The organism is Yersinia sp. J1 (assembly GCF_050586585.1).
Classification (GTDB): Bacteria; Pseudomonadota; Gammaproteobacteria; order Enterobacterales; family Enterobacteriaceae; genus Yersinia; species Yersinia entomophaga.
Genome location: NZ_JBOBDP010000005.1, coordinates 80,156 through 103,292 on the forward strand (window position 1 = coordinate 80,156; position 23,137 = coordinate 103,292).

Genomic DNA, 23,137 nt, shown 5'->3' on the forward strand with positions numbered 1-23,137 from the left:
GGAGGTAGATGATGAGCGACCGCATTTTTGCCGGTATCTGGATTCTGCTGTGCGTCAGCGGCTTGTTTATCGGCTGGGGAATTCAAAGCGAATACAGCTATGAACCACTGGGGCCAAGGCCTTTCCCTATCGCTATTCTGGCGTTAATGACCCTGTGTGCAGTGCTATTACTGCTGCGCAAGCCGGAAACCGTTTCCTGGCCGCACAGTAAAGTATTACAGCGTTTGCTGGTGATGATCATTACGCTGGTGCTGTATGGCTGGGGTTTTGAATGGCTCGGATTTCCACTCGCTACGGCTTTGTTGACCTTCAGCATAGCGCTGTTGTTCCAGGCCAGCCTGATTCAGGCGCTGCTATCGGCGGTGGTTATCGGTATTGCTTTATTTTATGCCTTTGACCACTTACTGGATGTCACCCTACCGCTCGGCGTTTGGCTGAACTAACGAGGCAATAATGGAAACTTGGATGTATTTATCCCAAGGGTTTGAAGTGGCATTAGTGCCACAAAACCTGATGATTGCCCTGATTGGTTGCTTTATCGGCACCATCGTTGGCCTGCTACCCGGTCTTGGGCCAATCAATGGCGTGGCGATTTTACTGCCGCTGGCGTTTGCCTTAAAGCTGCCAGCAGAATCTGCCCTGATTTTACTGGCAACGGTTTATATCGGCTGTGAATACGGCGGACGTATCTCCTCGATATTGCTGAATGTCCCCGGCGATGCGGCGGCGATTATGACCGCGCTCGACGGCTATCCCATGGCGCAGCAAGGGCGCGCAGGCATTGCACTGTCTATCTCAGCGGTAAGTTCCTTCGTCGGTTCAATCATTGCCATTGGTGGCATTATTCTATTTGCACCGTTGCTGGCGCAATGGTCGCTCTCATTCGGTCCGGCAGAGTATTTTGCACTGATGGTGTTCGCCATCGCTTGCCTGGGCAGCATGATGAGCCAGAATCCGATTAAATCACTATTGGCAGCATTAATCGGTTTGGGGCTGGCAACGGTGGGCGTCGATGCCAACACCGGGGTATATCGATTCACCTTTGACAGCGTCCATCTCTCTGACGGCATTCAGTTTATCGTGGTGGTGATTGGTCTGTTCTCGGTCAGCGAAATTTTGCTGATGCTAGAAGGCACCAGTACCGGGCAAAAACTGGTGCGAAAAACCGGCCGTCTGTTATTTAACCGTAAAGAGGCGGCGGAATGCGTGGGGCCAACCCTGCGTTCTTCAGTGATTGGTTTCTTCGTGGGGATCCTGCCCGGAGCCGGTGCTACCATTGCCAGCGCGCTGACTTACATGACGGAGAAAAAAATCAGCGGCAATAGCGAAAGCTTCGGCAAAGGAGATATTCGCGGCGTGGCGGCACCGGAAGCGGCCAACAATGCCTCGGCCTGCGGTTCGTTTATCCCAATGCTGACGCTAGGCGTGCCCGGTTCAGGCACCACGGCGGTGATGATGGGCGCATTGACGCTGTATAACATCACGCCGGGGCCAGCCATGTTTACCGAGCAGCCGGACATCGTCTGGGGATTGATTGCTTCGCTACTGATTGCCAACGTGATGTTGCTGTTGATGAATCTGCCATTGGTCGGTTTTTTCACCCGAATGCTCACCATTCCCCTATGGTTTCTAGTGCCGGCGATCGCCGCCGTTTCTGCAGTCGGGGTCTATGCGGTACACAGCACCACATTTGATCTGGTCTTGATGGTTGGACTGGGCGTCTTTGGCTATCTGCTGCGAAAAATGAACTTCCCGATGTCACCGCTGATTTTAGGCTTTGTTCTGGGAGAAATGCTTGAGCAGAATTTACGGCGCGCGCTTTCCATCAGTAACGGAGATTTCAGTATCTTATGGCAGGGTGCAATCGCCCAAACCTTACTCGGTCTGGCTGTGGCAGTATTGATATTGCCTTTTATATTAAGGCGTTGGCGTAAACGTCGACAGAAATCACCGGCAAATGCCAATGTGTAATCGTCAGATGCAGTATTATTCGCAGCGAGTATTGTTAACAGAAAATATGGTTAGCTGAAAGTGCAGTCAGACTGTGATCATTCAGACAGCAATAGAGAATTAACTGGGCCTCGTGCTATTTCAGTAACGAGGCCTTTTTTTACCGATTGCCAAAAGGCATGGTCAAATTAATGACCGTCGAAAGAGACCAGACTGTAGCAATCAATACCTTGTTCCGTCAGGCGTTTTTCACCGCCCAGCTCTGGAAGATTGATAATAAATGCCGCAGCAACCACTTCACCTTTCAAACGGTGAATCAATTTAGCCGTCGCTTCAATGGTTCCGCCGGTCGCTAACAGATCGTCGATAACCAGAACTTTATCACCTGGTTTAATGCTATCGGTGTGAATTTCCAGCTTATCGGTGCCGTATTCCAGTTCATAGCTTTCGCTAATGGTTTCGCGCGGCAGCTTGCCGGGCTTACGGACTGGAACAAAACCTACGCCCAGAGCCAATGCAACCGGCGCGCCGAACAGGAAGCCACGGGCTTCGGTACCTACAACTTTGGTCACGCCAGCGTCCAGATAGCGTTCTACCAGCAGTTCGATACTGGAAGCGTAAGCCAAAGGATTATCCAACAGGCTGGTAACATCGCGGAACAGTATGCCCGGTTTTGGATAGTCAGGGATGGTTTCAATACTGTCTTTAATATACTGAAGCTGTTGTGCTGTATTAGGTGCGGTAGCGGTCATAATTTGTGCCTGATAAAACTGCTGAACATACTAAAACGCGGCCACCCGATGTCGATCAAACACCGCCGGGACAGAACACATCCACCCCTTTTAACGCCCTAAACAGGGACTATGGGGCAATCCGCGCACGAAAACGCTCAAATCTATTCAAACTGATGGAAAAATGCAACCGGAGCCAGATAATCAGCGCTTTTTTTGTTGCGTTAGGTCAATAACCGGCATCCGCAGCATGAAAATCAATAAAACGATAAGCATAATTGCTAACAGCATTCTTACCCACCAGATTTTAACCAGCCACAGGGATATGGAAAAAGTGATAAGCGTCACCAGTACCGCTTTCCACTTGGCTCCCGGTGGCAGCGCCCGATGTTGCTGCCAGTTGCGAATATAGCTGCCAAACCATGAACGATAGAGTAGCCACTGATGAAAACGCGGCGATGAGCGAGCGAAACACCAAGCGGCTAATAGCAAAAATGGTGTGGTGGGTAACAACGGTAATACCACGCCTAAGGTAGCCAAGACCACGGCGGTCCATCCCAGGATGATTAACAACCAACGAGACATAAGCTCCCTTTATTTATTCTCACCATCATTGAAAAAGATACTAACCGGTACTTTATCATTAACCAGATTCACCACCAGTCGATTCATGATTCAATTTACCCAAACCAGTCCTTATTCCTTGTTTCCCGGCGGGTTCAAAGGCAAGCTAGCCCCAAGAATATCAGGAGAGAATTCCATGAGCACAGAAAAATTGTTACAGGTGCTTGAAAGCCAGGTTGAAGCACTGTCGGCTGAAATCGCCCCACAGGCGCACACGCCTACGGCTCAGGCTCGTTTTGATCAGCTTCTTTTCAGTAACCACGGCACGCGTTTGCGGGATTATCTGCTGGAGGTTCGCAAGAATCTGACACAATTGAAGCAAGTCGTCGCCGAACAGCGCTCCGAACAGGTGGCTTTTTTGGCAGAAAAGCTGGTGGCGCAGATTTCAGCTTTACAGCGAGAGCTCGCGACTCAAACCCTACGTAAAAATCAGCCCAAACCACGACAGGTTAGCCAGGATCCGTACCATAAACTGGCAGAGCATCAGGATTATGAAAGACGGATCATCACTATGATTCAAGATCGTGAAAGTCAGTTGGGACAACAAACCCGTCTGGTGGATCAGCAGCGAATCCAGAAGGAACTGGCGGCGCTGGAAGGCCGATTAATGCGTTGTCGTCAGGCTTTGACGCGAATCGAGCGCAGTATCGAGAGAAAAGATAATGGTTTTTGAAGGCGGGTCACATTTGCATAAATGATGATTATTTGGTTTAAATTTATTATCTATAATAATATTCTGATTAGCTAGCATGCATTCAAAGTTGATTCATTACGCATATATTTACGTCTCTGAGGCTGGCCGGCTTCCTCACTATGCCACCGGATTATGCGGGATAATGCAGCTTATCGATTTGTCAGTTCTGCCGGCATTCGCATTGACGGCACGGATATAACTGCACCAGATTGTTTTTGGTGTCACGTTGGATTTTCTTCACTCAAACTGAAACCCTAATGTTGGCTCATATGTCAGTTGAACACGCCCCACCAGAATTGCAGCTAGCGGTAGATTTGATTTACCTGCTGGAATGCAACGAAATTGCGCCAGAAACGGCGCTGGCAGCGCTGGAAATTGTTAAGCGTGACTATCAGCAAAAGCTGAGTCATCACCGTCAGGAATAATTCCCTGCCTGACTACGGCTTACAACGCTGCCCCAAAAAGGGCGAAACCTCTCCGGCTTCGCCCTCAGCATTTATGGGTTTTCCAATTAGTTTTTCCGATCCAAAACCCGTTTCAAACTAAGGCTGCAGTTGTTTCCGCTCGTTATCCGGCATCAAATTAATAGGACGGCTGACTTCCTGCACTTCTGCCCCATCTTCTTTATGCAGATAAACCTCAAGCTGATTGAACGCAATATTGATGTCGTTTTCGCGACAAAGCTTATCAATCGCGCGGTTTAACTCATCCACGGTGTAACTACGATCGCGCAGTTCACGTACATACAACCGCAATTCATGATCGAGTGTACTGGCACCGAAATTGAGGAAAAACACCTGCGGTTCCGGATCGGACATAACTCTCGGATTATCATGAGCGGCTTTCAGAAGAACTTCTTTAACTTTATCTAAATCAGAGCCATAGGCCACGCCAACTTTAATCAGAATACGGGTAATCGTATCCGACAGCGACCAGTTGATTAAGCGCTCGGTAACAAAGGCTTTGTTTGGGATGATCACTTCTTTCCGATCAAAATCGGTGATGGTGGTGGCGCGGATACGAATTTTGCTAACCGTACCGGAGAAAGTGCCGATAGTCACCGTATCACCGATACGCACCGGACGTTCGAACAAGATAATGATACCGGACACAAAGTTAGCGAAGATTTCCTGCAAACCAAATCCCAGACCCACCGTTAGCGCCGCGACCAGAAATTGCAGCTTATCCCACGAAACGCCGAGAGAACTTAAGGCGGTAATAGCCCCGACCGAGGTAATCAGATAAGTGAGCATAGTGGTTATGGCGTAGGACGTGCCCTGACGCAGCTGCAGGCGAGATAATACCAGCACTTCCAGCAATCCTGGCAGGTTGCGGGTCATGACATAAGCCACCACCAGCGCCATAATCCCCACCAGAATATTACCCAGCGTCACCGCCTGCTGCACATTGGCACCGGCAACCGTGCTGTTGTAATGCCACAGAGTGATACTGTCCAGATAGGAGATAACCGTGACTAAATCCGACCATATCCAGTAAAACGCCGTAGCAAAAATCAGGAACAGCACCATCGTGGTCAAACGTAATGACTGCTGGTTAATTTGATCCAACGCCAGCGGCGGCTCCTCTACCGGCTCACTCCCTTCCGCCCCTTCTTTCGCCAAACTCTGGCGACGAGCAATGGCGCGTCGGTAAGCCAAACGGCGGGCGGCAACGCCTAAGCCTCGAATCGCGGTCAGATAAACGATATTCCACAGGAAGAATAGATAGATACTGTCAATCCAACGCCCGGCCAGACGCAGCGTAGTATAGAAATAACCCGCAGCCATCAGGCCAATCAGAATCACCGGCGTCACCGCAATGGCAGTCACTATCACCAATCGCACCGCGTGGCTGTTTTTCTCACGCCAGCTATCACGACAGAATGGGAAAACAAATACCGCTAGCAGCGCTAACGCAATCACCACTACCACCTGACCGATAACATCATCCACCAGCCGTAGAGGACTTTTCTCGCCCAATACCGACCAGAAAATCACCGGCAGCAGCGCTACGCCCAAACGTACCATTTGCCGACGGTAATGCGCGCAGCGCTCAGCGGCAATATTGAAGTGACGTTCGGTAATCCCCCCTGGGGACAACATGCGGTAGGTCAAATCGAATATCAGCCAGAACAAGGCCAATTGCTGGAAGAAGCTCCAGAGGAAATCACTAATCGCCATCTCCGATTGCAGGCACCAATAGCCTACAAGCAGAATCAGCACCACACCCGGCAATACCTTTAATAAAATGAGCAAAATCGCCTTCGGCGTATGCATCTGCGTATCGTGTTTTAGCTGACCAACATCGTTCGCCAGACTATCCAGATGGTTATCTATGATTTTATAGCGCCAGCGAATCACGCCGACCAGCAGCAACCCCGGAATCACAAAAATCAAAGATTTCAGTAATCCCGCCAGAATATCGCTAGGGGAAAATTTGAAATGAAGATTGCTCAACTCACTGTGAATCGCCTCGGGCAAGCTTTTCAACCACGACCAATCCATCGGTTTATTGCTACTCACCCAAAAGATTTGTTGCGTTAAAGTATGTTGCAGTGAGCTGTTGACGCTGAGTAATTGCTGCTGATTTATTTGCAGGTTAATCGCCAATGTCAGTTGGTTACCCAACTGTTTATTCAATTGATCCAACAGCTCACGGCGAATATCGACAATTTGCCCCAGCGCATCTTCCACTTCGCCACTGACTTTTTCTTTACTGTCGCTCATCACCTTTTGAATATAATCATCGCCCTGGAAGAGCTGATCCCGCTGTTGATTAATTTCAAACTGTTCCAAACGCAGGTCAGCAATGCGCGTCCCCATATCGCTAATCAGGCCATCGGTCGGTAAGCTAAGCTGTTGTTGATACAAAATACGTGATAACAGCAGGCTACCGCGCAATACGGTAATTTGTTCTTTTAAATTGCGTTCAGACTGCAATGCACGATCCAGCCAGTTTTTCACACGAATATTTTGCTGAACCAGCGTATTGCCTTCTTTGGTGGCATTGATCAAACGCTGGCTTAAATCGCGATTAATCGCCAGTTCGCGGCTGACCAGCGGATCGTTTTGAATGTCGGTAGAATCATCCGGAACCTGGGCTTCTTTAGCCGTTTTTTCGGAAAGAATCAGCCGCTTACCACTGACAACCTCTTGAAGCGTTTGGATGTTACGTTCCAGTTGGCCAATATGAGCATTGGTATAATCCCGCTGCTTTTGCAGTAAATCCTGCAACGTAGTGTTGGCTTCCAGATTTCTACGTTGTAAGTCCAACTGCGCATTCAACAACACCTGTTCAGTTAACAGCATTTGCTGTTGCGTAGGACGTAAACCATCCTGTCCCGGCGCTAATCCATTGAGTAAATTACGGATTTGCTGTAGCCGCTGGGAAGCGCTATACATGGCGCTTTGTACACGTTCAGGTTGGGTTTGTAGGGAAATCAATTGGCTATTGTAAGTGGAAAGATCTTCCTGAGCCGCCTGTAGGTCATCCAGCGTTTCATTTAGCCGGGATTCCAATTGACGTAAAGAATAGTTCGCTAGTGATTCACGAGTCAGCGAATCGGAGGAGTTGCTTTTCAGCACTTCCAGCGCATCGGTCGCCTGGCGCAGTTTAGCCGGTGCCTGAGCCAATTGCTGCTTAAGCTGGTTGGTTTCCTGCTTAACCCGCTCAATGGCGTCGAGGTATTCCAGCGTTTGCACCAAATCTTGCTGAGCCAGTTTGTCGGCTGGCGTCGGAGTTTTCAGCTTCGCCAGAACATCGAGCTGATTTTGTACTTCACTACGGCTCGGCACGTCGCCATTTAAGTTCGCCGCGTTAGCCGCAGGCAAACACACCAGCGCCAGAATAAGCAGACTAAAAAGCATCCAGACACGAAGCAAGGGTGCGCTGTTGGTATTGCTGTCGGTATTATTGAAAAGCAGAGACGATTGGGTATTGAACCAGCGAATCATGATCTAACTTCATATCAGCGGAGATAATAGAAATCCTACCACGTTCGGCCAACGCCGATCATAAGAAAAATTCTTCATTGCATAAAAAACGGCCTACGGGGCTGAAAACCGCCCTATCAGCCTGAGAATTAGAAGGTTAACACTTTCTCTGCCGCCAGCGTCCACTGCGCCAGTTCGACCAAAGTCCCAATTTCAATGCCTTCAATAAGCGTCAACGCGCTAATTCCGCGCGCATCAGCACAGGTTTTACACAGTTTGATAGGAACCAACTGGGCGCTGAGAATCTCCAGCATCTGCTGAATGTTGTATCCCTCATGTGGCTTTTGTCCGGTCATAGCGGCAGTTACCGCATCGGACATCAGAAATAACCGAAGATCTAAATCGGGCTGCTGATCTTTTAGCGCAATGGATAAGCGTAGTGCGTTAAATAATGACTCATGACCATAGGCAGCACCGTTGGCAATAACGACCAAAGAACTCATATTTACCTCACGTTAATCTTATTTCGCTGAAGCGCCTTCCCCTCGCAGGGTTTGGCACCGTGAAATCATTTCCAGATAGGTATCAATTAATACCGCTGCATCCTGTTGGATATCAAAACATTCTGGGGTAAATAACCAATTTTCCATCAGGCCGGTAATATAGGCGCGCATAATGATCGCCGCACAGCGGGTATTCAAATCGGCAGGTAGCTGTTTTGCTGCGATACAGTCTTGCAAAACGGCTTCAATTCGCTCATAACTTGCCAGATAGAGGACTTTTCTTGCGTCATGGACTGAGGTCATCTCCCCGACAAATTCGCATTTGTGGAACACAATTTCCATCAAAGCACGACGTCGGCAGTCTTCTTTCGTAGCGACCAGAATATAAATCAGGATTTCTCGTAGGATACGCAGTGGATTATCGGGATATTTTGCCTGATACTCTAGTTCGAGTTCATCGATGTCAAATTCCGATAACGACCAGACTTCATTAAACAGATCGACCTTGTTTTTGAAATGCCAATAAATAGCACCACGGGTAACACCCGCAGCGTCAGCAATATCCGCGAGTGAGGTTCCTGAAACACCATGTTCAGAAAATTCTCTCACGGCGGCATCAAGAATTTGTTGCCGGGTCTCAAGGGCCTGCTGTTTGGTTTTTCGTGCCATGGCGTTGTTTTTTCGGGGGGCTGTGATTTACATACATTTGCGAATGTATGTACCATAGCACGCACATATCATTTTCGCAGCAATGGGTTTTAGAGCTTGTGATCCATTGGTTAATTAAAAATCGGACACTTGAGGTTTATCTATGAGCAAAAACAGAGGGGTAATGCCTCTGGCTGCAATTCTGGTACTTTCAGGCAGCTTAGTACTTATAGGATGTAATGATAAAGATGCAGCGCAAGGCGCCCAGGCACAACAAGCCCCTGAAGTTGGTATCGTGACATTGAAAGCTCAACCTCTCAATATTACTACTGAGCTTCCGGGGCGGACGTCTGCTTTCCGTATTGCTGAGGTTCGTCCTCAAGTTAGTGGCATTATTCTTAAACGTAATTATGTTGAAGGCAGTGACGTTACCGCCGGAACATCGCTATATCAAATTGACCCGGCGACCTATCAGGCCGCTTATGACAGCGCCAAAGGCGATTTAGCCAAAGCACAGGCCAGCGCGGAAATTGCGCGTTTGACCGTTAACCGTTACAAACCTCTGTTAGGCACCAACTACATCAGTAAACAAGATTACGATACCGCGACCTCTAACCTGATGCAGGCCAATGCGGCAGTACAAAGCGCAAAAGCTGCGCTGGAAAGCGCACGTATTAATCTGGCTTACACCAAGGTAACTTCGCCAATTTCAGGTCGTACCGGTAAATCTTCGGTAACCGAAGGCGCTCTGGTTAGCAGCGCTCAGGCCACCGCATTAACCACCGTTCAGCAGCTCGATCCAATGTATGTGGACGTGACGCAGTCCAGTGATGAATTCCTGCGCCTGAAGAAAGAACTGGCCAGCGGCGTCATGAAACAGGAAAACGGCAAAGCGAAAGTGCGCCTGTTATTGGAAAACGGCACTGAATATTCTGAAACCGGGACGCTGGAATTCTCCGGCGTAACCGTGGATGAAACCACAGGTTCCATTACGATTCGTGCCATCTTCCCTAACCCGAACGAGTCATTGTTACCGGGAATGTTCGTCCGCGCCCGTCTTGATGAAGGTGTGAGAGCAGATGCGCTGCTGGTTCCTCAGCAGGGTATTACCCGTAACCCGCGTGGTGAAGCCACCGCGATGGTCGTGGGCGAAGGTGACAAAGTAGAACTGCGCACGGTAACTGCGGCTCAGGCAATCGGCGATAAATGGCTGATTACCGACGGCTTGAAACCGGGCGATCGCGTGATTGTAACCGGCTTACAGAAAATCAAACCGGGCGTGCAGGTGAAGGTGCAGGAAGTCTCTGACGCCGCACCGGCAGCAGCACCGGCTGAACAAGCGAAGAAGTCTTAAAAGGAGCCGGTAATTCATGGCTAAGTACTTTATAGATCGCCCCATATTCGCATGGGTTATCGCCATTATCATTATGTTGGCGGGCGCACTTGCGATAATGAAACTGCCCGTAGCGCAATATCCGACCATTGCGCCACCGGCAATTTCGATCTCTGCCAACTATCCAGGCGCCGATGCGACCACGGTTCAGAATACGGTAACTCAGGTTATCGAACAGAACATGAACGGCATCGATGGCTTGCTGTATATGTCTTCCAGCAGCGACTCGTCCGGTAGCGTACAGATCACTCTGACCTTTAACGAAGGTACCGATCCGGATATCGCGCAGGTTCAGGTGCAGAACAAACTGCAACTGGCCATGCCGCTGTTACCGCAAGAAGTACAACAGCAAGGCGTTAGCGTCGAGAAATCCAGCAGCAGCTTCTTAATGGTTGCCGGCTTTATTTCCGAAGATGGCACCATGCAGCAGGAAGATATCGCCGACTACGTAGGTTCGAACATTAAAGATCCTATCAGCCGTACCTCCGGCGTGGGTGACGTTCAGCTGTTCGGTTCCCAATATGCGATGCGTATTTGGATGGATCCACACAAGCTGAACAACTACAAGCTGACGCCGGTTGACGTTATCAATGCGATTAAAGTGCAGAATAATCAGGTGGCAGCAGGCCAGCTTGGTGGTACACCGCCAGTGCCGGGCCAGCAGCTTAACTCGTCTATTATTGCGCAAACCCGTTTGACCTCTGCGGAAGAATTCAGCCAGATCTTGCTGAAAGTGAACACCGACGGCTCTCAGGTTCGCCTGAAAGACGTCGCAATCGTCAAATTGGGAGCGGAAAGCTACAGCGTTATCGCTCGTTTCAACGGTAAACCTGCGGCAGGTATCGGTATCAAACTGGCTACCGGGGCTAACGCCCTGAACACTTCGGCGGCAGTAAAAGCCGAACTGGCCAAGCTGCAACCGTTCTTCCCAGCCGGTCTAAAAGTAGTTTACCCGTACGACACCACGCCATTCGTTAAGATTTCCATCAACGAAGTGGTGAAAACGCTGGTCGAAGCGATCATTCTGGTATTCCTGGTTATGTATCTGTTCCTACAGAACTTCCGGGCTACCCTGATCCCAACCATCGCCGTACCTGTGGTGCTGTTGGGGACGTTCGCCATTCTTTCCGCCTTTGGCTATTCGATAAACACGCTAACGATGTTCGGGATGGTGTTGGCGATAGGGCTATTGGTGGATGACGCCATCGTTGTAGTAGAGAACGTCGAACGTGTGATGCAAGAGGAAGGGCTACCGCCGAAAGAAGCCACCAAGAAATCCATGGAGCAGATCCAGGGCGCATTGGTGGGGATCGCGATGGTGCTTTCTGCGGTATTCATCCCGATGGCCTTCTTCGGTGGTTCTACCGGTGCGATTTACCGTCAGTTCTCTATTACCATCGTTTCTGCCATGGTGCTGTCGGTTCTGGTGGCGTTGATTCTGACACCGGCACTGTGCGCCACTATGTTGAAACCTATTCCTAAAGGTTCACACGGCCCGAAAACCGGTTTCTTCGGTTGGTTTAACCGGATGTTCGAAAAGAGCACCCACCATTACACCGACAGCGTAGCTAATATCCTGCGCAGTACCGGCCGTTATCTGGTGATCTATCTGGCGATTGTTATCGGTATGGGCGTGTTGTTCCTGCGCCTGCCAACATCATTCCTACCGGAAGAAGATCAGGGCGTATTCCTGACCATGGTTCAGCTACCGGCAGGTGCTACGCAAGAGCGTACCCAGAAAGTGCTAGACCACGTGACGGATTACTATCTGGACAAAGAAAAAGACGTAGTTAACTCGGTCTTTACCGTTAACGGCTTCGGTTTCAGCGGACAGGGGCAAAATACCGGTTTGGCGTTCGTCAGCCTGAAAAACTGGGACGAACGTCAGGGCGAGGAGAATAAGGTACCGGCTATCGTTGGCCGCGCATCTCACGCCTTCTCGCAAATCAAAGACGGTTTGGTATTCGCCTTTAACCTACCGGCGATTGTCGAGTTAGGTACTGCGACCGGCTTTGACTTCCAACTGATTGACCAGGGTAACCTGGGGCATGAAAAACTGACTGCGGCACGTAACCAGCTGTTAGGTATGGCGGCTCAGCATTCAGACATGCTGGTAGGCATGCGTCCAAATGGTTTAGAAGATACACCTCAGTTCAAAGTGGAAGTTGATCAGGAAAAAGCACAGGCCCTCGGCGTGGCTATTTCCGACATCAATACCACACTCGGTTCCGCCATGGGGGGGAGCTACGTGAACGACTTTATCGACCGCGGTCGTGTGAAGAAAGTTTACGTACAGGCAGATGCGCCGTTCCGTATGTTACCGAGCGATATCGATAAGTGGTATGTCCGCAACAACGCGGGTGAAATGGTGTCGTTTGCCACCTTCTCTACTGCGAAGTGGGAGTATGGTTCACCGCGTCTGGAACGTTATAACGGTTTGCCATCAATGGAAATTTTGGGTCAGGCTGCACCGGGTAAAAGTACCGGTGAAGCGATGGATCTGATGGAGCAACTGGCGTCTAAATTGCCAAGCGGTATCGGCTATGACTGGACCGGTATGTCCTATCAGGAACGTCTGTCTGGTAACCAGGCTCCGGCGCTGTATGCCATCTCACTGATTGTGGTATTCCTGTGTCTGGCCGCACTATACGAGAGCTGGTCAATTCCGTTCTCCGTTATGCTGGTGGTTCCGCTGGGCGTAGTCGGGGCGTTACTCGCCGCTTCTCTGCGTGGATTAAACAACGACGTTTACTTCCAGGTGGGCCTGTTGACAACCATAGGCTTGTCGGCCAAAAACGCCATCTTGATCGTTGAGTTCGCCAAGGACTTAATGGAGAAAGAAGGTAAAGGGCTGATCGAATCTACGTTGGAAGCGGTTCGTATGCGTCTGCGTCCGATTCTGATGACCTCACTGGCCTTTATCCTCGGGGTAATGCCGCTGGTTATCAGCAGTGGTGCAGGTTCAGGCGCTCAGAACGCGGTAGGTACTGGCGTAATGGGCGGGATGGTAACCGCAACCGTACTGGCGATCTTCTTTGTTCCAGTGTTCTTCGTGGTGGTTCGCCGCCGTTTCAGCAAGAAGAATGAGGATATTGAACATAGTCATTCGGTTGATCATCAGGTTAAGTAATGCTTAACCTGCGATAACACTCTGTAAAAGGCCGCGCAAGCGGCCTTTTTCTTGCCTGGCATTTCACTAAATTTTCATCGATCCCCTTCTTAAGCACAGGTCTGACGATCGCCTCATCCATCATCATTTTTCCATTGTTTGCATTTTTGGCTTGAAACCGCTTATTTCTCGGCGCATAATTATTGTTATATTATAACATTACATAGAGGTTATTATGAGAGCCGGTATTCACCCTACCTATCGCACCGTAGTCTTTCACGACACCAGCGCCAACGTTTACTTCACCGTAGGTTCGACCATAGCCACCGAACGCACGATCGAATTCGAAGGCCAAACCTATCCTTACGTCACTTTGGATATCTCTTCCGCTTCCCATCCTTATTACACAGGGAAACAAAAAGAATTCTCCAAAGAAGGTAGCACCGCGCGCTTCCAGCAGCGTTTTGGCCATTTTTTCAAAAAAAATAACTGATCTGGGAATGCATCATGCAAGTGCTTAGTTCATTACGTTCAGCAAAAAACCGTCATCCAGACTGCAAGATTGTCCGTCGCCACGGACGAGTCTTTGTTATTTGTAAAAGCAATCCGCGCTTCAAAGCGGTTCAGGGAGGAACTAAAAAGAAACGTTAAGTCCGATTTACCAACTTGTATTTTGCTTGTTGCCTGTAGATAAAAAGCCTCGTTGCTGCCCAACGGGGCTTTTTCTTTACCGTAAAACTCACTATGCCGTGCTTTTAGAAGTGTTGTCGCCCCCCTGCCCGTTGCAGACAGGGGAAAATAGTTATTTCATACTGGCGACGATAGTATCGACATTATGTTTGAACGCTTCCGCATAGGTAGCTGCCGGGCCAGTTTTCTGAGATAGCGCTTCAGGAAACAATTCGCCTCCGGCCTCCGCCCCGCTGGCTGCAGCAATCTGCTTCACTAAACGCGGATCGGTTTGATTCTCAATAAAATAGGTTTTTACCTTTTCCTGTTTGATTTGCTTAATCAAATTGGCCACGTCGCTGGCGCTGGCCTCGGCTTCAGTGGAAAAACCAACGGGTGCCAAAAAGGTGACGCCATATTCCTGTCCAAAATAACCAAAAGCATCATGGCTGGTCAGTACTTTGCGTTTTTCAACGGGAATACTGGCAAACTGGGCTTTAGCATAGGCATCCAGTTTTTCCAATTTCTGGATATATTCTGCACCATGTTTACGGTAATAATCCGCGTCCTCAGGATCGGCAACGATTAAAGCATTCATCACATGCGTGGCATATTGAATACCATTTTGCATACTGTTCCAGGCGTGAGGGTCGGTCACTTTTTTCCCCTCCTCCTCCATTTTCCGTGAATGAATACCCTCTGAAAGCGTCACCACCGGCCCTTTATAGCCAGAGGCCGCAATAAGACGATTCAACCAACCTTCCAGACCCAGCCCGCTGACAAATACCACGTCAGCCTGAGAAATCTGTTTGCTATCTTTAGGCGAGGGGGAAAAACTGTGCGGATCGCCGTCCGGCCCCACTAGCGTGGTGACTTTCACATGCTCACCACCGATTTGCTGCACAATATCTCCTAGAATAGAAAAACTGGCGACGGCTTCGATAGTTTTGGCCATAGCCAGCGGGCTGGACAGCAGGGCAGCGACCGCCAACGCGATAGGTAAACGCTTCATTTAATTCTCCTTTAAAGCACACACTTCTAATCCCGCGCCACGGCCCAAATGCCGCCGCGCGAGCCAAACAAAATCGAAATAAAGAAAATAATACTGGCGCTAAGCACAATAGCCGGCCCGGCGGGCAGTGAAGCGTAGTAAGACCAAATCAAGCCTACAACGCTGGAAATCATGCCGATCAGCACCGAAAAAGCTAAAGTATGAGGTAAATCCTTGGCCCAAAAACGCGCACTGGCCGCAGGTAACATCATCAACCCTACCGACATCAAGGTGCCTAAAATCTGGAAACCGGCGACCAGATTGACCACGACCAAAGCAAGAAAAATGCCATGCACCACCATCAGCCAACGCCCCATACTGACGCGCAGAAAGACAGGGTCGAATGATTCAATCACCAGGGCTCGATAAATCAACGCCAGTACTAACAGCGAAAGGGTCGCGATAGCGCCCACCATGGTCATCGCGGCGGAATCAATAGCCAGAATCGAACCGAATAACACATGCAATAAATCCATGCTGGAGCCGCGTAATGAAACCAAAGTGACGCCAAGTGCTAGAGAACCCAAATAAAAACCGGCGAAACTGGCGTCCTCTTTTAACGGTGTTTTACGGCTGACTAGCCCTGATAGCATGGCCACCGCCAGTCCAGCGATAAATCCACCGATGCCCATCGCAACCAGCGATACGCCAGAAATCAGGTAGCCAATAGCCGCACCGGGTAATACCGCGTGGGAAAGCGCATCCCCCACCAGACTCATTCGTCGTAGCAATAGAAAAACGCCAAGCGGCGCGGCGCTCAAAGACAAAGCCAGACAAGCCACCAACGCTCGTCGCATAAAACCGAAATCGACAAAAGGGTCGGCTAATAGATGAAACAAATTCATGGCTGGGCTTCCACAGACAGATTATTTTGATTGGAAAGGTTTCGGCCTGCTTCAGCGCACTCGGCAAACAAGCGTTTAGATTCATCCCAGCGACAATATTCAGCGGTGAGCTGTAATACTCGTGGAAAATGCTGCGCTACCATCGACATATCATGCAAAACGGCAATAATGGTTCGCCCTTCCTGATGGAGCTGCTGGATAACGTTTAATAGCAAGCAGAGAGTCTGATTATCAATGCCGGTAAAAGGCTCATCGAGCAGTAATAAAGGAGCCTGCTGTACCAACAACCGGGCGAAAAGTACCCGCTGCAACTGCCCGCCGGATAACACCCCAACCGGACATCTGGCCATATCCAGCATGCCGACGGTGTCCAAAGCCTGCTTGATGCGTTGTACCGATTGTCGATTCAGGCCACCAAACATCCCACTTTGTGGCCAGCATCCCATTGCTACTACATCGAACACGATAATAGGGAATTGGCGATCCAATTCGGCTTGCTGCGGTAAATAAGCCATTCTGGGAATCTTCTTGTCGCCAAAGACTATTTTGCCGCCTAACGCTGGCTGTAATCCGGCCAATGTCTTAAGTAAGGTGGATTTGCCGGCACCATTTGCGCCAATCACTGCGGTGAGCGAGCCGCGGGCAAAAGAGCCGGTAAGAGGAGCGGTGACCGGCTGCTGCCCATAACCAACCTGTAGCTGTTGCAAAGTGATCATGGCAGTGCATTCGCCCAATAAATGGCTGACCACAATAAGATCAGCACGGTTATCATGCCGAACGCGCGCAGCCATGAAGAAATTGAAAATAGCGTTCGATTCGGTACAGAAAGCGACGCTTTATGGTGATGGGATTGGCACATAGGAAGATATCAGTGAGTCATTATTGATACAATATAACATCACATCAAGTTGTCAGATTCAATACTCAAGATGATATTGATGCATAATTTAGGTAACAAAGAGTGAGATAACGCGGAGAAAGGAGAATCAGGGAGAAGAGTCTAGAGTGGGAGGCCTATGGCAATAGCAGGCAAAAAATTATGGTTTAAACTGTAAATGGCATCTAATTTAATTTAAAATAATTCGTAACAGTAAATTAAATTATCTTTACCAAATGACACCGGGTTAGCCAGCTATACTGTTTCGTATTCGGAAGGGTAATGATAGCAATATCGAATGATCTTTAGTTGCCCATGTGTAAGGCTGCGTCCCTCCATCATGGGCTTCCCTTCACATTAACCGCTCAACAGATGAATTTAGTCTTAAATTTTTCTTCTACTCACAGTGCAATAATCGGGAAATATTAGGAAGCCATGACTCTCACTCGTCAAGATTAAACAATATTAAGTCTCTTCTGACGTATTACACTACATTGCTAAGCTGTTTATTTGATTAATAATATTACTTATTCGAATTATTCAAAAACCACTTAAATCTCATGGACAACAGGCTGTATCAGCAGGTTCACTCCCTGCCCTTGAGTTTTGATACATTAAATAAATTAATTAGCCCATAAGCGAACAATTAATGAACAAGGAAATCCGAGGAGACTTCTCCCGCTGCCTCAGCTCTGTTTCACAACTGAGTGAGGTAATAAAAGATAATATCAGCACGATTGAAGAAAACCTGACGTCTGGGCTAATGTATTATTCCGAAGATGCACGCTACGCTGCAGGCTCATTAGAAATTCTTGAGATTAAAAACATTCAGCTTAACGATTATTCAATGACTTACCGTTATCAATGGTATATTTTTAACGCCTGTCTTGATATCAACACCCAAGATTACATTACTAACGCTGTAACATTTATTGTACATCCTGAAAAAATAATCTTTGATATAATAGATTACGACAAACCCTCTACCGCTGATGAATTGTAAGATTAAGTAATAAAGATAGAGCAGTGACTGAAAAAATGATTTATATTTGTATACGACAGACTTATTTACTTTCTGGCTGTTTACCTGTTCGTATAATGATTATCAGTCTACTCACTATGTGTTATCGCACCGATTAAGCGTTAACGGAGGGGATGATATGGATGAGTACTCACCTAAGCGACATGATATTGCTCAGTTGAAATTCTTATGTGAGAATTTGTATGATGAAGGTATTGCCACATTAGGCGATAGTCACCACGGCTGGGTAAACGATCCGACTTCTGCGATAAATTTACAGTTAAATGATTTGATCGAGCATATAGCTTCATTTGTGATGAGTTTTAAAATAAAATACGCGGAAGAAGCGGACCTCTCCGAGTTAGTGGAGGAATATCTAGACGACACTTATACACTGTTTAGTAGTTACGGAATTAATGACCCGGAATTGCGTCGCTGGCAGAAAACAAAAGACCGATTATTCAGACTATTCTCAGGGGAATACGTCTGTACCCTGATGAAAAATTAAGGGATAGTGCCCTATAATTTCTTTATTCATATTTTATTCATATATTGAGAAGAATTTCCATTATGACCAAAACTGACTATCTGATGCGTTTAAGAAAATGCACAACAATTGACACTTTAGAACGTGTTATTGAAAAAAATACGTATGAACTATCTGATGACGAACTGGAATTATTCTACTCCGCCGCAGATCATCGCCTGGCTGAGCTAACTATGAATAAACTGTATGATAAGATTCCTATGGGTGTTTGGAAGTATGTAAGGTAAATCGCTTAGCGCTGGTTAAGACGAACAACGTTGAGCCGATAACCCTATCGGCTTCAATGGGGTAATGATTTAACGGTTATCATAAACTATGTAAAAACTCTTTTCTGTCTGTACGGTTATTTACGTAACCCGGTACAACACCCCTTTACGCCAATATTTTAATCTAATTTTGTCAAATCCAGTTAAAAATAGCCTTTTATCCAAAACAATAATGGTTAGCTTCAAGGTTTAGGTATTATGGTTAGTGGCTAAAAATTCAATTCTTATAAGAAACACCCCAACGCTTTTTCCCCGTAGTTTTTTAAAAATATCCATTTTTGCCATTGATAAACTATGGGGATGACAAAGAGAGATATCTAAATACAAAATGTATTGAGCATATTGTGCCTTTGTCTCGGTTAAACGATACAGGCTAAAAGGATAACTACGGGGAGAGAGCAAACGTTGGTGAAATCGCTGCAACAGCCTAAAGAAAGCGATTAAATCATCTGGGTAGTGAGGTAGGAGTAGTCAGGTATAAGTCGTTGGGTGTAAATGGCGATATATGAGAAACAGGAGAGATTTAGGCTAGGCCAGAATTGGTGGAGGCCCTGCCAGCTACATCCCGGCACACACCTCGCCTGCTGCGGCTGCTTCCTTCCGGACCTGACCGAGTTCACAAGTTAGTGTTGCGGGAGAACCAACAGAGCCTCCATTGACAGCTCCTGATACTCCGAAGCGGTGGGCATTATTGACCATACCCCGCTAAATAGCAAGACAACCCGCATCAACTGGTGGTTTCTTGCCCAACAAATGGCTAGTGGCCGTCAGAAATATGTTTCTCGCAGCTCCGGGGATATTGCATGATAATAATTCCAGGCACTCGCATTCATTTAAAAAGAGCTCCGCAGAGTATGGAACAGGAAGAAGATAGTTTCCGTCAGCGCGTATTTCATGTGGTATCCGCCATTCCTTATGGTCAGGTGACCACCTATGGCACCATCGCGCGTCTGTGCGGCTCGCCACGGGCAGCCAGACAGGTCGGTGGAGTACTGAAACGCCTGCCGGAAGGCACTAGCCTACCCTGGCATCGTGTCGTCAATCGCCACGGTGAAATCTCACTAAGCGGCGAAGATTATTTGCGTCAGCAAAAAGCCTTACTAGCGGAAGGTGTCACTTTTGAAGTTCAAGGATATATCGACCTTAAACGATTTGCCTGGCGTTGGTAATAGCGGAAAATTAAAACAGAAAGATAAAAGCAGTATGGGAAAATACGCCTTGGCATCTATTCCATCCTGCTTTTATGTCATTCTCAAAGGTGATTAAGGTGTAGTCTGAATTGGCGCGGAGGTTACCGGTACTAATACCAGATCCGCATTTGTCCCCTGACCACGGTTAATCACTTCCTGAATGGTATCAGTGATAAATAATAACTGGCCATTCTGAGTTATCGCCGCGCTAAGGATAATCCGAGCGTTAGGCGTAATTTCCGCAGGATTAAACGGCAGCACGAAAGTAAAAGGTGCCTGCTTGCCGTCGGTTCGCACTGCACGCTGAGCAATCACTTTGGAAGGAGCATCGGCCAAAGAAGCATCAGACAAGGTTACCGTAATGACTGCGTCAGGTGGCAATGCCACACGTTCGCGAATATTTACGGTACCTCTGACTGATGGCTGCGCGATAGCGGCCGAGGTCGCTGCGGCGCTTGCTGCCGTCTGGGTAGGAACTTCTGCGCCGTGATTCGCGCAACCCGCCAAGGTTACCGTTAATGCTGCGCCGCCAACTATCTGCCATAGTTTCATAGGGTCGTCTCCTTCTTATTATCCCAATGCCGGTGACTCATCGAAAATCCGGCGCTTAATAAGTGGCTTCAACCACCTAGACAGGTAATTATAGCATAAAACGCTACCTGGCGTTTCTGACATCCAGCCTAATCATTCAGTTAGCAATTAGTTTCTCTACAAACAATAGTTTGTATAGTGAATTAATAGCAATACATTGACGAGCTACCTAATAATTCAGCACACTATGCTGAAAGAAAACACAGAGGGCCACACCATGGGTCAGGCACTGCAAAAGCTCCTCAACTTGATTAATCTGGAAAAGATCGAAGAAGGTCTTTATCGTGGCCAAAGTGAAGACTTAGGGCTGCGTCAGGTATTTGGCGGACAGGTTGTCGGCCAGGCAATTTATGCTGCGAAACAGACCGCACCAGCCGATCGTTACATTCACTCTTTCCATAGCTATTTTCTTCGCCCCGGCGACAGCAGCAAACCTATCGTTTACGATGTGGAAAACCTGCGAGATGGCACCAGCTTTAGCGCACGCCGCGTCAGCGCTATTCAAAATGGCAAACCGATCTTCTTTATGACCGCGTCATTCCAAACGCCTGAAGAGGGATTTGAGCATCAGAATGACATGCCGGATGTGCCACCGCCGGAAGGTTTGGTATCGGAAGCCGAAATCGCCAAAAATCTGGCGCACCTGATTCCAGAAAAACTGCGGGATAAGTTTATTGGCCACCAGCCGATTGAAATGCGACCGGTTAAATTCCATAACCCGTTGAAAGGTCATAAAGAAGAACCGCTGCGTCACGTATGGTTCCGCGCTAACGGCCAGATGCCGGACGATTTGGATATCCACCAATATTTGCTGGGCTACGCGTCTGATTTTAACTTCTTGCCGACGGCTCTTCAGCCTCATGGCATCGGTTTTCTCGAGCCGGGAGTACAGATTGCTACCATCGATCATTCTATGTGGTTCCACCGCCCATTCCGCCTGGATGAATGGCTGTTGTATACGGTAGAAAGTACTTCAGCATCCGGCGCTCGTGGCTTTGTTCGTGGTCAGATTTACAATCGCCAGGGTGTGCTCGTCGCCTCTACGGTGCAAGAAGGGGTTATTCGTTTACGCGGCTGATGGGTACTTGTGCCGCTGATTCATTCGGTTTTACTTCTTTCTAATCTCTTTAATCAACAAAGGGGCGAAATCAATATCGCCCCTTCGCTAAATATTACTTATTTCGAACTCAAATTCTTACTGGTTATAAGCATTTTCACCGTGGCTGTTAACATCCAAACCTTCGCGTTCCTGCTCTTCTGGCACTCTCAGGCCAACGATAACATCGGCAATTTTGAAAGCGATAAAGGCAACAACGCCAGACCAGACAACACACACGCCAATACTGAAGAGCTGTACGCCGACCTGATGCCCCATGGTGACACCAGCCGCATAACCGGTGCCTCCCAGTGAAGATGCGGTAAACACGCCGGTAAGTATGCAACCTACGATACCGCAGACGCCGTGTACGCCAAATACATCACAAGTATCATCAACACGTAGCCATTTCTTCAGTAATACAACGCCCCACAACCCAGCAACGCCACCGACTAAACCAATAATCAGCGCGCCACCAACGCCCACGGTGCCCGCAGCCGGCGTAATAGCAACCAGACCCGCGATACAGCCGGAACAAGCGCCGAGCAACGATGGTTTCCCACGTAAAATCCACTCGGCAAATACCCAGGATAAAATAGCGCCAGCTGTTGCCACCACGGTATTAATAAAGGCCAATGCGGCAATTTCATTCGCTGAACTGGCAGAACCTGCGTTAAAGCCAAACCAGCCGATATACAGAATAGCGGTACCGGTAAAGACCATAGGCAAGTTGTGAGGTTTAAAGGCTTCTTTCCCAAAGCCTGCTCGTTTACCCAGCATATAGGCACCGACCAAACCGGCTACCGCGGCGTTAATATGCACCACGGTGCCACCGGCAAAGTCCAGCGCGCCATCCTGTGCCAGAAAACCGCCGCCCCACACCATATGCGCCATAGGTAAATAAGAGAAAGTCAGCCAGATCAGAGTGAAAATGAGCACCGCAGAGAAGCGGATACGTTCAGCAAAGGCACCGACAATCAACGCCACGGTAATACAGGCGAATGAAGCCTGAAACGCAACGTGAATCAATTGATAGAAAGTGCCGCTCAGGTTGGTCAAGCCAATGCCTTTCAGCATTGCCATTTCGAAACCACCGAAGAATGCGTTACCTGTGCCGAAAGCCAGACTGTAGCCGTAGATAATCCACAGTACGCAGACCAGAGCGAAAGTGACCATCACCTGTGTCATTAGCGACAGCACGTTTTTCGAACGAATCAAGCCACCGTAAAACAAAGCGATGCCTGGGATAGTCATGAACAACACCAACGCAGTGCAGATCATCATAAAGGCGTTATCGGCTTTATCAGCGACCGCAGGCGCGGCGGCCATAGCCATCGAAGGCAACATGGCTGCTGCGCTCAGGCCCCACACGGATAAACGTTTTTTCATTATCAACCCAT

23 protein-coding genes and 1 other RNA gene are annotated in these 23,137 nt (G+C 48.4%); 13 read left to right on the forward strand and 11 right to left on the reverse strand.

Annotation, left to right across the window (positions count from 1 at the left end):
• Positions 1-11: 11 nt before the first annotated feature.
• Both ACQ4OC_RS10195 and ACQ4OC_RS10200 read left to right on the forward strand, forming a co-directional pair.
• Positions 12-443, forward strand: coding sequence for a tripartite tricarboxylate transporter TctB family protein (locus ACQ4OC_RS10195; RefSeq protein ID WP_064512299.1), 432 nt, complete (start codon positions 12-14; stop codon positions 441-443).
• A gap of 10 nt (positions 444-453) precedes the next feature.
• The gene (locus tag ACQ4OC_RS10200) at positions 454-1,971 is read left to right on the forward strand and encodes a tripartite tricarboxylate transporter permease (RefSeq protein WP_064512297.1); all 1,518 of its coding nucleotides are present in this window, start codon (positions 454-456) and stop codon (positions 1,969-1,971) included.
• Positions 1,972-2,138: 167 nt separating this feature from the next.
• Here ACQ4OC_RS10200 and apt read toward each other — a convergent pair whose 3' ends face one another.
• Positions 2,139-2,702 carry an adenine phosphoribosyltransferase gene (gene apt / locus ACQ4OC_RS10205; protein WP_064512296.1) on the reverse strand — a complete coding sequence of 188 codons (564 nt, stop codon included), beginning with the start codon at positions 2,700-2,702 and terminating at the stop codon, positions 2,139-2,141.
• 183 nt (positions 2,703-2,885) lie between these two features.
• Positions 2,886-3,266: a DUF454 family protein gene (locus tag ACQ4OC_RS10210; RefSeq protein ID WP_064512295.1), complete on the reverse strand. Its 381-nt coding sequence runs from the start codon at positions 3,264-3,266 to the stop codon at positions 2,886-2,888.
• 175 nt (positions 3,267-3,441) lie between these two features.
• On the opposite strand from ACQ4OC_RS10210, the gene priC reads away from it, so the two are divergent.
• The gene (priC, locus tag ACQ4OC_RS10215; RefSeq protein ID WP_064512293.1) at positions 3,442-3,978 is read left to right on the forward strand and encodes a primosomal replication protein PriC; all 537 of its coding nucleotides are present in this window, start codon (positions 3,442-3,444) and stop codon (positions 3,976-3,978) included.
• A gap of 290 nt (positions 3,979-4,268) precedes the next feature.
• Complete coding sequence (gene rsmS / locus ACQ4OC_RS10220) at positions 4,269-4,424, forward strand: pleiotropic regulatory protein RsmS (RefSeq protein ID WP_064518170.1); 156 nt, start codon at positions 4,269-4,271, stop codon at positions 4,422-4,424.
• A gap of 117 nt (positions 4,425-4,541) precedes the next feature.
• Here rsmS and mscK read toward each other — a convergent pair whose 3' ends face one another.
• The 3 genes from mscK to acrR form a co-directional block, all read right to left on the reverse strand.
• Positions 4,542-7,952: a mechanosensitive channel MscK gene (gene mscK / locus ACQ4OC_RS10225; RefSeq protein ID WP_064512290.1), complete on the reverse strand. Its 3,411-nt coding sequence runs from the start codon at positions 7,950-7,952 to the stop codon at positions 4,542-4,544.
• 128 nt (positions 7,953-8,080) lie between these two features.
• Entirely contained in the window at positions 8,081-8,434 is a 354-nt protein-coding gene (locus ACQ4OC_RS10230; RefSeq protein ID WP_064512288.1) for a DsrE/DsrF/TusD sulfur relay family protein, read from the reverse strand.
• Positions 8,435-8,452: 18 nt separating this feature from the next.
• A complete protein-coding gene (acrR, locus tag ACQ4OC_RS10235) occupies positions 8,453-9,103 on the reverse strand; it encodes a multidrug efflux transporter transcriptional repressor AcrR (RefSeq protein WP_064512286.1) in 651 nt (216 codons plus the stop codon).
• Positions 9,104-9,245: 142 nt separating this feature from the next.
• Here acrR and ACQ4OC_RS10240 point away from each other — a divergent pair, with 142 nt between their 5' ends.
• The 4 genes from ACQ4OC_RS10240 (at position 9,246) to ykgO (ending at position 14,235) form a co-directional block, all read left to right on the forward strand.
• The gene (locus tag ACQ4OC_RS10240) at positions 9,246-10,436 is read left to right on the forward strand and encodes an efflux RND transporter periplasmic adaptor subunit (protein ID WP_430971151.1); all 1,191 of its coding nucleotides are present in this window, start codon (positions 9,246-9,248) and stop codon (positions 10,434-10,436) included.
• Positions 10,437-10,452: 16 nt separating this feature from the next.
• The gene (gene acrB / locus ACQ4OC_RS10245; protein ID WP_064512282.1) at positions 10,453-13,605 is read left to right on the forward strand and encodes an efflux RND transporter permease AcrB; all 3,153 of its coding nucleotides are present in this window, start codon (positions 10,453-10,455) and stop codon (positions 13,603-13,605) included.
• Between the two features lie 214 nt (positions 13,606-13,819).
• The gene (locus tag ACQ4OC_RS10250; RefSeq protein ID WP_064512281.1) at positions 13,820-14,077 is read left to right on the forward strand and encodes a type B 50S ribosomal protein L31; all 258 of its coding nucleotides are present in this window, start codon (positions 13,820-13,822) and stop codon (positions 14,075-14,077) included.
• A gap of 14 nt (positions 14,078-14,091) precedes the next feature.
• Entirely contained in the window at positions 14,092-14,235 is a 144-nt protein-coding gene (gene ykgO, locus ACQ4OC_RS10255; RefSeq protein ID WP_071889688.1) for a type B 50S ribosomal protein L36, read from the forward strand.
• 151 nt (positions 14,236-14,386) lie between these two features.
• On the opposite strand, the gene ACQ4OC_RS10260 is transcribed toward ykgO, so the two are convergent.
• Genes ACQ4OC_RS10260 through ACQ4OC_RS10270 form a run of 3 tightly spaced genes read right to left on the reverse strand, consistent with a single transcriptional unit; the run spans position 14,387 to position 16,865 of the window.
• Entirely contained in the window at positions 14,387-15,265 is an 879-nt protein-coding gene (locus ACQ4OC_RS10260) for a metal ABC transporter substrate-binding protein (RefSeq protein ID WP_064512279.1), read from the reverse strand.
• Positions 15,266-15,291: 26 nt separating this feature from the next.
• Positions 15,292-16,149: a metal ABC transporter permease gene (locus ACQ4OC_RS10265; protein ID WP_064512277.1), complete on the reverse strand. Its 858-nt coding sequence runs from the start codon at positions 16,147-16,149 to the stop codon at positions 15,292-15,294.
• Positions 16,146-16,865, reverse strand: coding sequence for a metal ABC transporter ATP-binding protein (locus ACQ4OC_RS10270; RefSeq protein WP_064518168.1), 720 nt, complete (start codon positions 16,863-16,865; stop codon positions 16,146-16,148). Before ACQ4OC_RS10270 ends, ACQ4OC_RS10265 begins: the two co-directional genes overlap by 4 nt.
• A gap of 810 nt (positions 16,866-17,675) precedes the next feature.
• Here ACQ4OC_RS10270 and ACQ4OC_RS10275 point away from each other — a divergent pair.
• The 3 genes from ACQ4OC_RS10275 to ACQ4OC_RS10285 all read left to right on the forward strand — a co-directional run bounded on the left by ACQ4OC_RS10275 (position 17,676) and on the right by ACQ4OC_RS10285 (position 18,821).
• Positions 17,676-18,029: a hypothetical protein gene (locus ACQ4OC_RS10275; protein ID WP_064512275.1), complete on the forward strand. Its 354-nt coding sequence runs from the start codon at positions 17,676-17,678 to the stop codon at positions 18,027-18,029.
• Between the two features lie 157 nt (positions 18,030-18,186).
• A complete protein-coding gene (gene tomB / locus ACQ4OC_RS10280; RefSeq protein ID WP_064512273.1) occupies positions 18,187-18,555 on the forward strand; it encodes an Hha toxicity modulator TomB in 369 nt (122 codons plus the stop codon).
• Between the two features lie 62 nt (positions 18,556-18,617).
• Positions 18,618-18,821 carry an HHA domain-containing protein gene (locus ACQ4OC_RS10285; RefSeq protein WP_064512271.1) on the forward strand — a complete coding sequence of 68 codons (204 nt, stop codon included), beginning with the start codon at positions 18,618-18,620 and terminating at the stop codon, positions 18,819-18,821.
• 588 nt (positions 18,822-19,409) lie between these two features.
• Here the strand turns inward: ACQ4OC_RS10285 and ffs are convergent.
• Positions 19,410-19,506: signal recognition particle sRNA small type (gene ffs, locus ACQ4OC_RS10290), an RNA gene on the reverse strand.
• Positions 19,507-19,663: 157 nt separating this feature from the next.
• On the opposite strand from ffs, the gene ACQ4OC_RS10295 reads away from it, so the two are divergent.
• Entirely contained in the window at positions 19,664-20,029 is a 366-nt protein-coding gene (locus ACQ4OC_RS10295) for an MGMT family protein (RefSeq protein ID WP_084414258.1), read from the forward strand.
• A gap of 93 nt (positions 20,030-20,122) precedes the next feature.
• Here the strand turns inward: ACQ4OC_RS10295 and ACQ4OC_RS10300 are convergent, their stop codons facing one another.
• Entirely contained in the window at positions 20,123-20,602 is a 480-nt protein-coding gene (locus ACQ4OC_RS10300) for a YbaY family lipoprotein (RefSeq protein ID WP_120806396.1), read from the reverse strand.
• A 256-nt stretch (positions 20,603-20,858) separates the two neighbouring features.
• On the opposite strand from ACQ4OC_RS10300, the gene tesB reads away from it, so the two are divergent.
• Complete coding sequence (gene tesB / locus ACQ4OC_RS10305) at positions 20,859-21,719, forward strand: acyl-CoA thioesterase II (protein WP_064512267.1); 861 nt, start codon at positions 20,859-20,861, stop codon at positions 21,717-21,719.
• 117 nt (positions 21,720-21,836) lie between these two features.
• On the opposite strand, the gene amtB is transcribed toward tesB, so the two are convergent.
• On the reverse strand, positions 21,837-23,126 hold the full coding sequence (amtB, locus tag ACQ4OC_RS10310) for an ammonium transporter AmtB (protein ID WP_064512266.1): 1,290 nt from the start codon (positions 23,124-23,126) through the stop codon (positions 21,837-21,839).
• Between the last annotated feature and the right edge of the window lie 11 nt (positions 23,127-23,137).

Coding starts and splice junctions, on each gene's coding strand:
- ACQ4OC_RS10195 (WP_064512299.1), top strand. CDS start 12: ATGAGCGACCGCATTTTTGCCGGTATCTGGATTCTGCTGTGCGTCAGC.
- ACQ4OC_RS10200 (WP_064512297.1), top strand. CDS start 454: ATGGAAACTTGGATGTATTTATCCCAAGGGTTTGAAGTGGCATTAGTG.
- apt (WP_064512296.1), bottom strand. CDS start 2,702: ATGACCGCTACCGCACCTAATACAGCACAACAGCTTCAGTATATTAAA.
- ACQ4OC_RS10210 (WP_064512295.1), bottom strand. CDS start 3,266: ATGTCTCGTTGGTTGTTAATCATCCTGGGATGGACCGCCGTGGTCTTG.
- priC (WP_064512293.1), top strand. CDS start 3,442: ATGAGCACAGAAAAATTGTTACAGGTGCTTGAAAGCCAGGTTGAAGCA.
- rsmS (WP_064518170.1), top strand. CDS start 4,269: ATGTCAGTTGAACACGCCCCACCAGAATTGCAGCTAGCGGTAGATTTG.
- mscK (WP_064512290.1), bottom strand. CDS start 7,952: ATGATTCGCTGGTTCAATACCCAATCGTCTCTGCTTTTCAATAATACC.
- ACQ4OC_RS10230 (WP_064512288.1), bottom strand. CDS start 8,434: ATGAGTTCTTTGGTCGTTATTGCCAACGGTGCTGCCTATGGTCATGAG.
- acrR (WP_064512286.1), bottom strand. CDS start 9,103: ATGGCACGAAAAACCAAACAGCAGGCCCTTGAGACCCGGCAACAAATT.
- ACQ4OC_RS10240 (WP_430971151.1), top strand. CDS start 9,246: ATGAGCAAAAACAGAGGGGTAATGCCTCTGGCTGCAATTCTGGTACTT.
- acrB (WP_064512282.1), top strand. CDS start 10,453: ATGGCTAAGTACTTTATAGATCGCCCCATATTCGCATGGGTTATCGCC.
- ACQ4OC_RS10250 (WP_064512281.1), top strand. CDS start 13,820: ATGAGAGCCGGTATTCACCCTACCTATCGCACCGTAGTCTTTCACGAC.
- ykgO (WP_071889688.1), top strand. CDS start 14,092: ATGCAAGTGCTTAGTTCATTACGTTCAGCAAAAAACCGTCATCCAGAC.
- ACQ4OC_RS10260 (WP_064512279.1), bottom strand. CDS start 15,265: ATGAAGCGTTTACCTATCGCGTTGGCGGTCGCTGCCCTGCTGTCCAGC.
- ACQ4OC_RS10265 (WP_064512277.1), bottom strand. CDS start 16,149: ATGAATTTGTTTCATCTATTAGCCGACCCTTTTGTCGATTTCGGTTTT.
- ACQ4OC_RS10270 (WP_064518168.1), bottom strand. CDS start 16,865: ATGATCACTTTGCAACAGCTACAGGTTGGTTATGGGCAGCAGCCGGTC.
- ACQ4OC_RS10275 (WP_064512275.1), top strand. CDS start 17,676: ATGAACAAGGAAATCCGAGGAGACTTCTCCCGCTGCCTCAGCTCTGTT.
- tomB (WP_064512273.1), top strand. CDS start 18,187: ATGGATGAGTACTCACCTAAGCGACATGATATTGCTCAGTTGAAATTC.
- ACQ4OC_RS10285 (WP_064512271.1), top strand. CDS start 18,618: ATGACCAAAACTGACTATCTGATGCGTTTAAGAAAATGCACAACAATT.
- ACQ4OC_RS10295 (WP_084414258.1), top strand. CDS start 19,664: ATGATAATAATTCCAGGCACTCGCATTCATTTAAAAAGAGCTCCGCAG.
- ACQ4OC_RS10300 (WP_120806396.1), bottom strand. CDS start 20,602: ATGAAACTATGGCAGATAGTTGGCGGCGCAGCATTAACGGTAACCTTG.
- tesB (WP_064512267.1), top strand. CDS start 20,859: ATGGGTCAGGCACTGCAAAAGCTCCTCAACTTGATTAATCTGGAAAAG.
- amtB (WP_064512266.1), bottom strand. CDS start 23,126: ATGAAAAAACGTTTATCCGTGTGGGGCCTGAGCGCAGCAGCCATGTTG.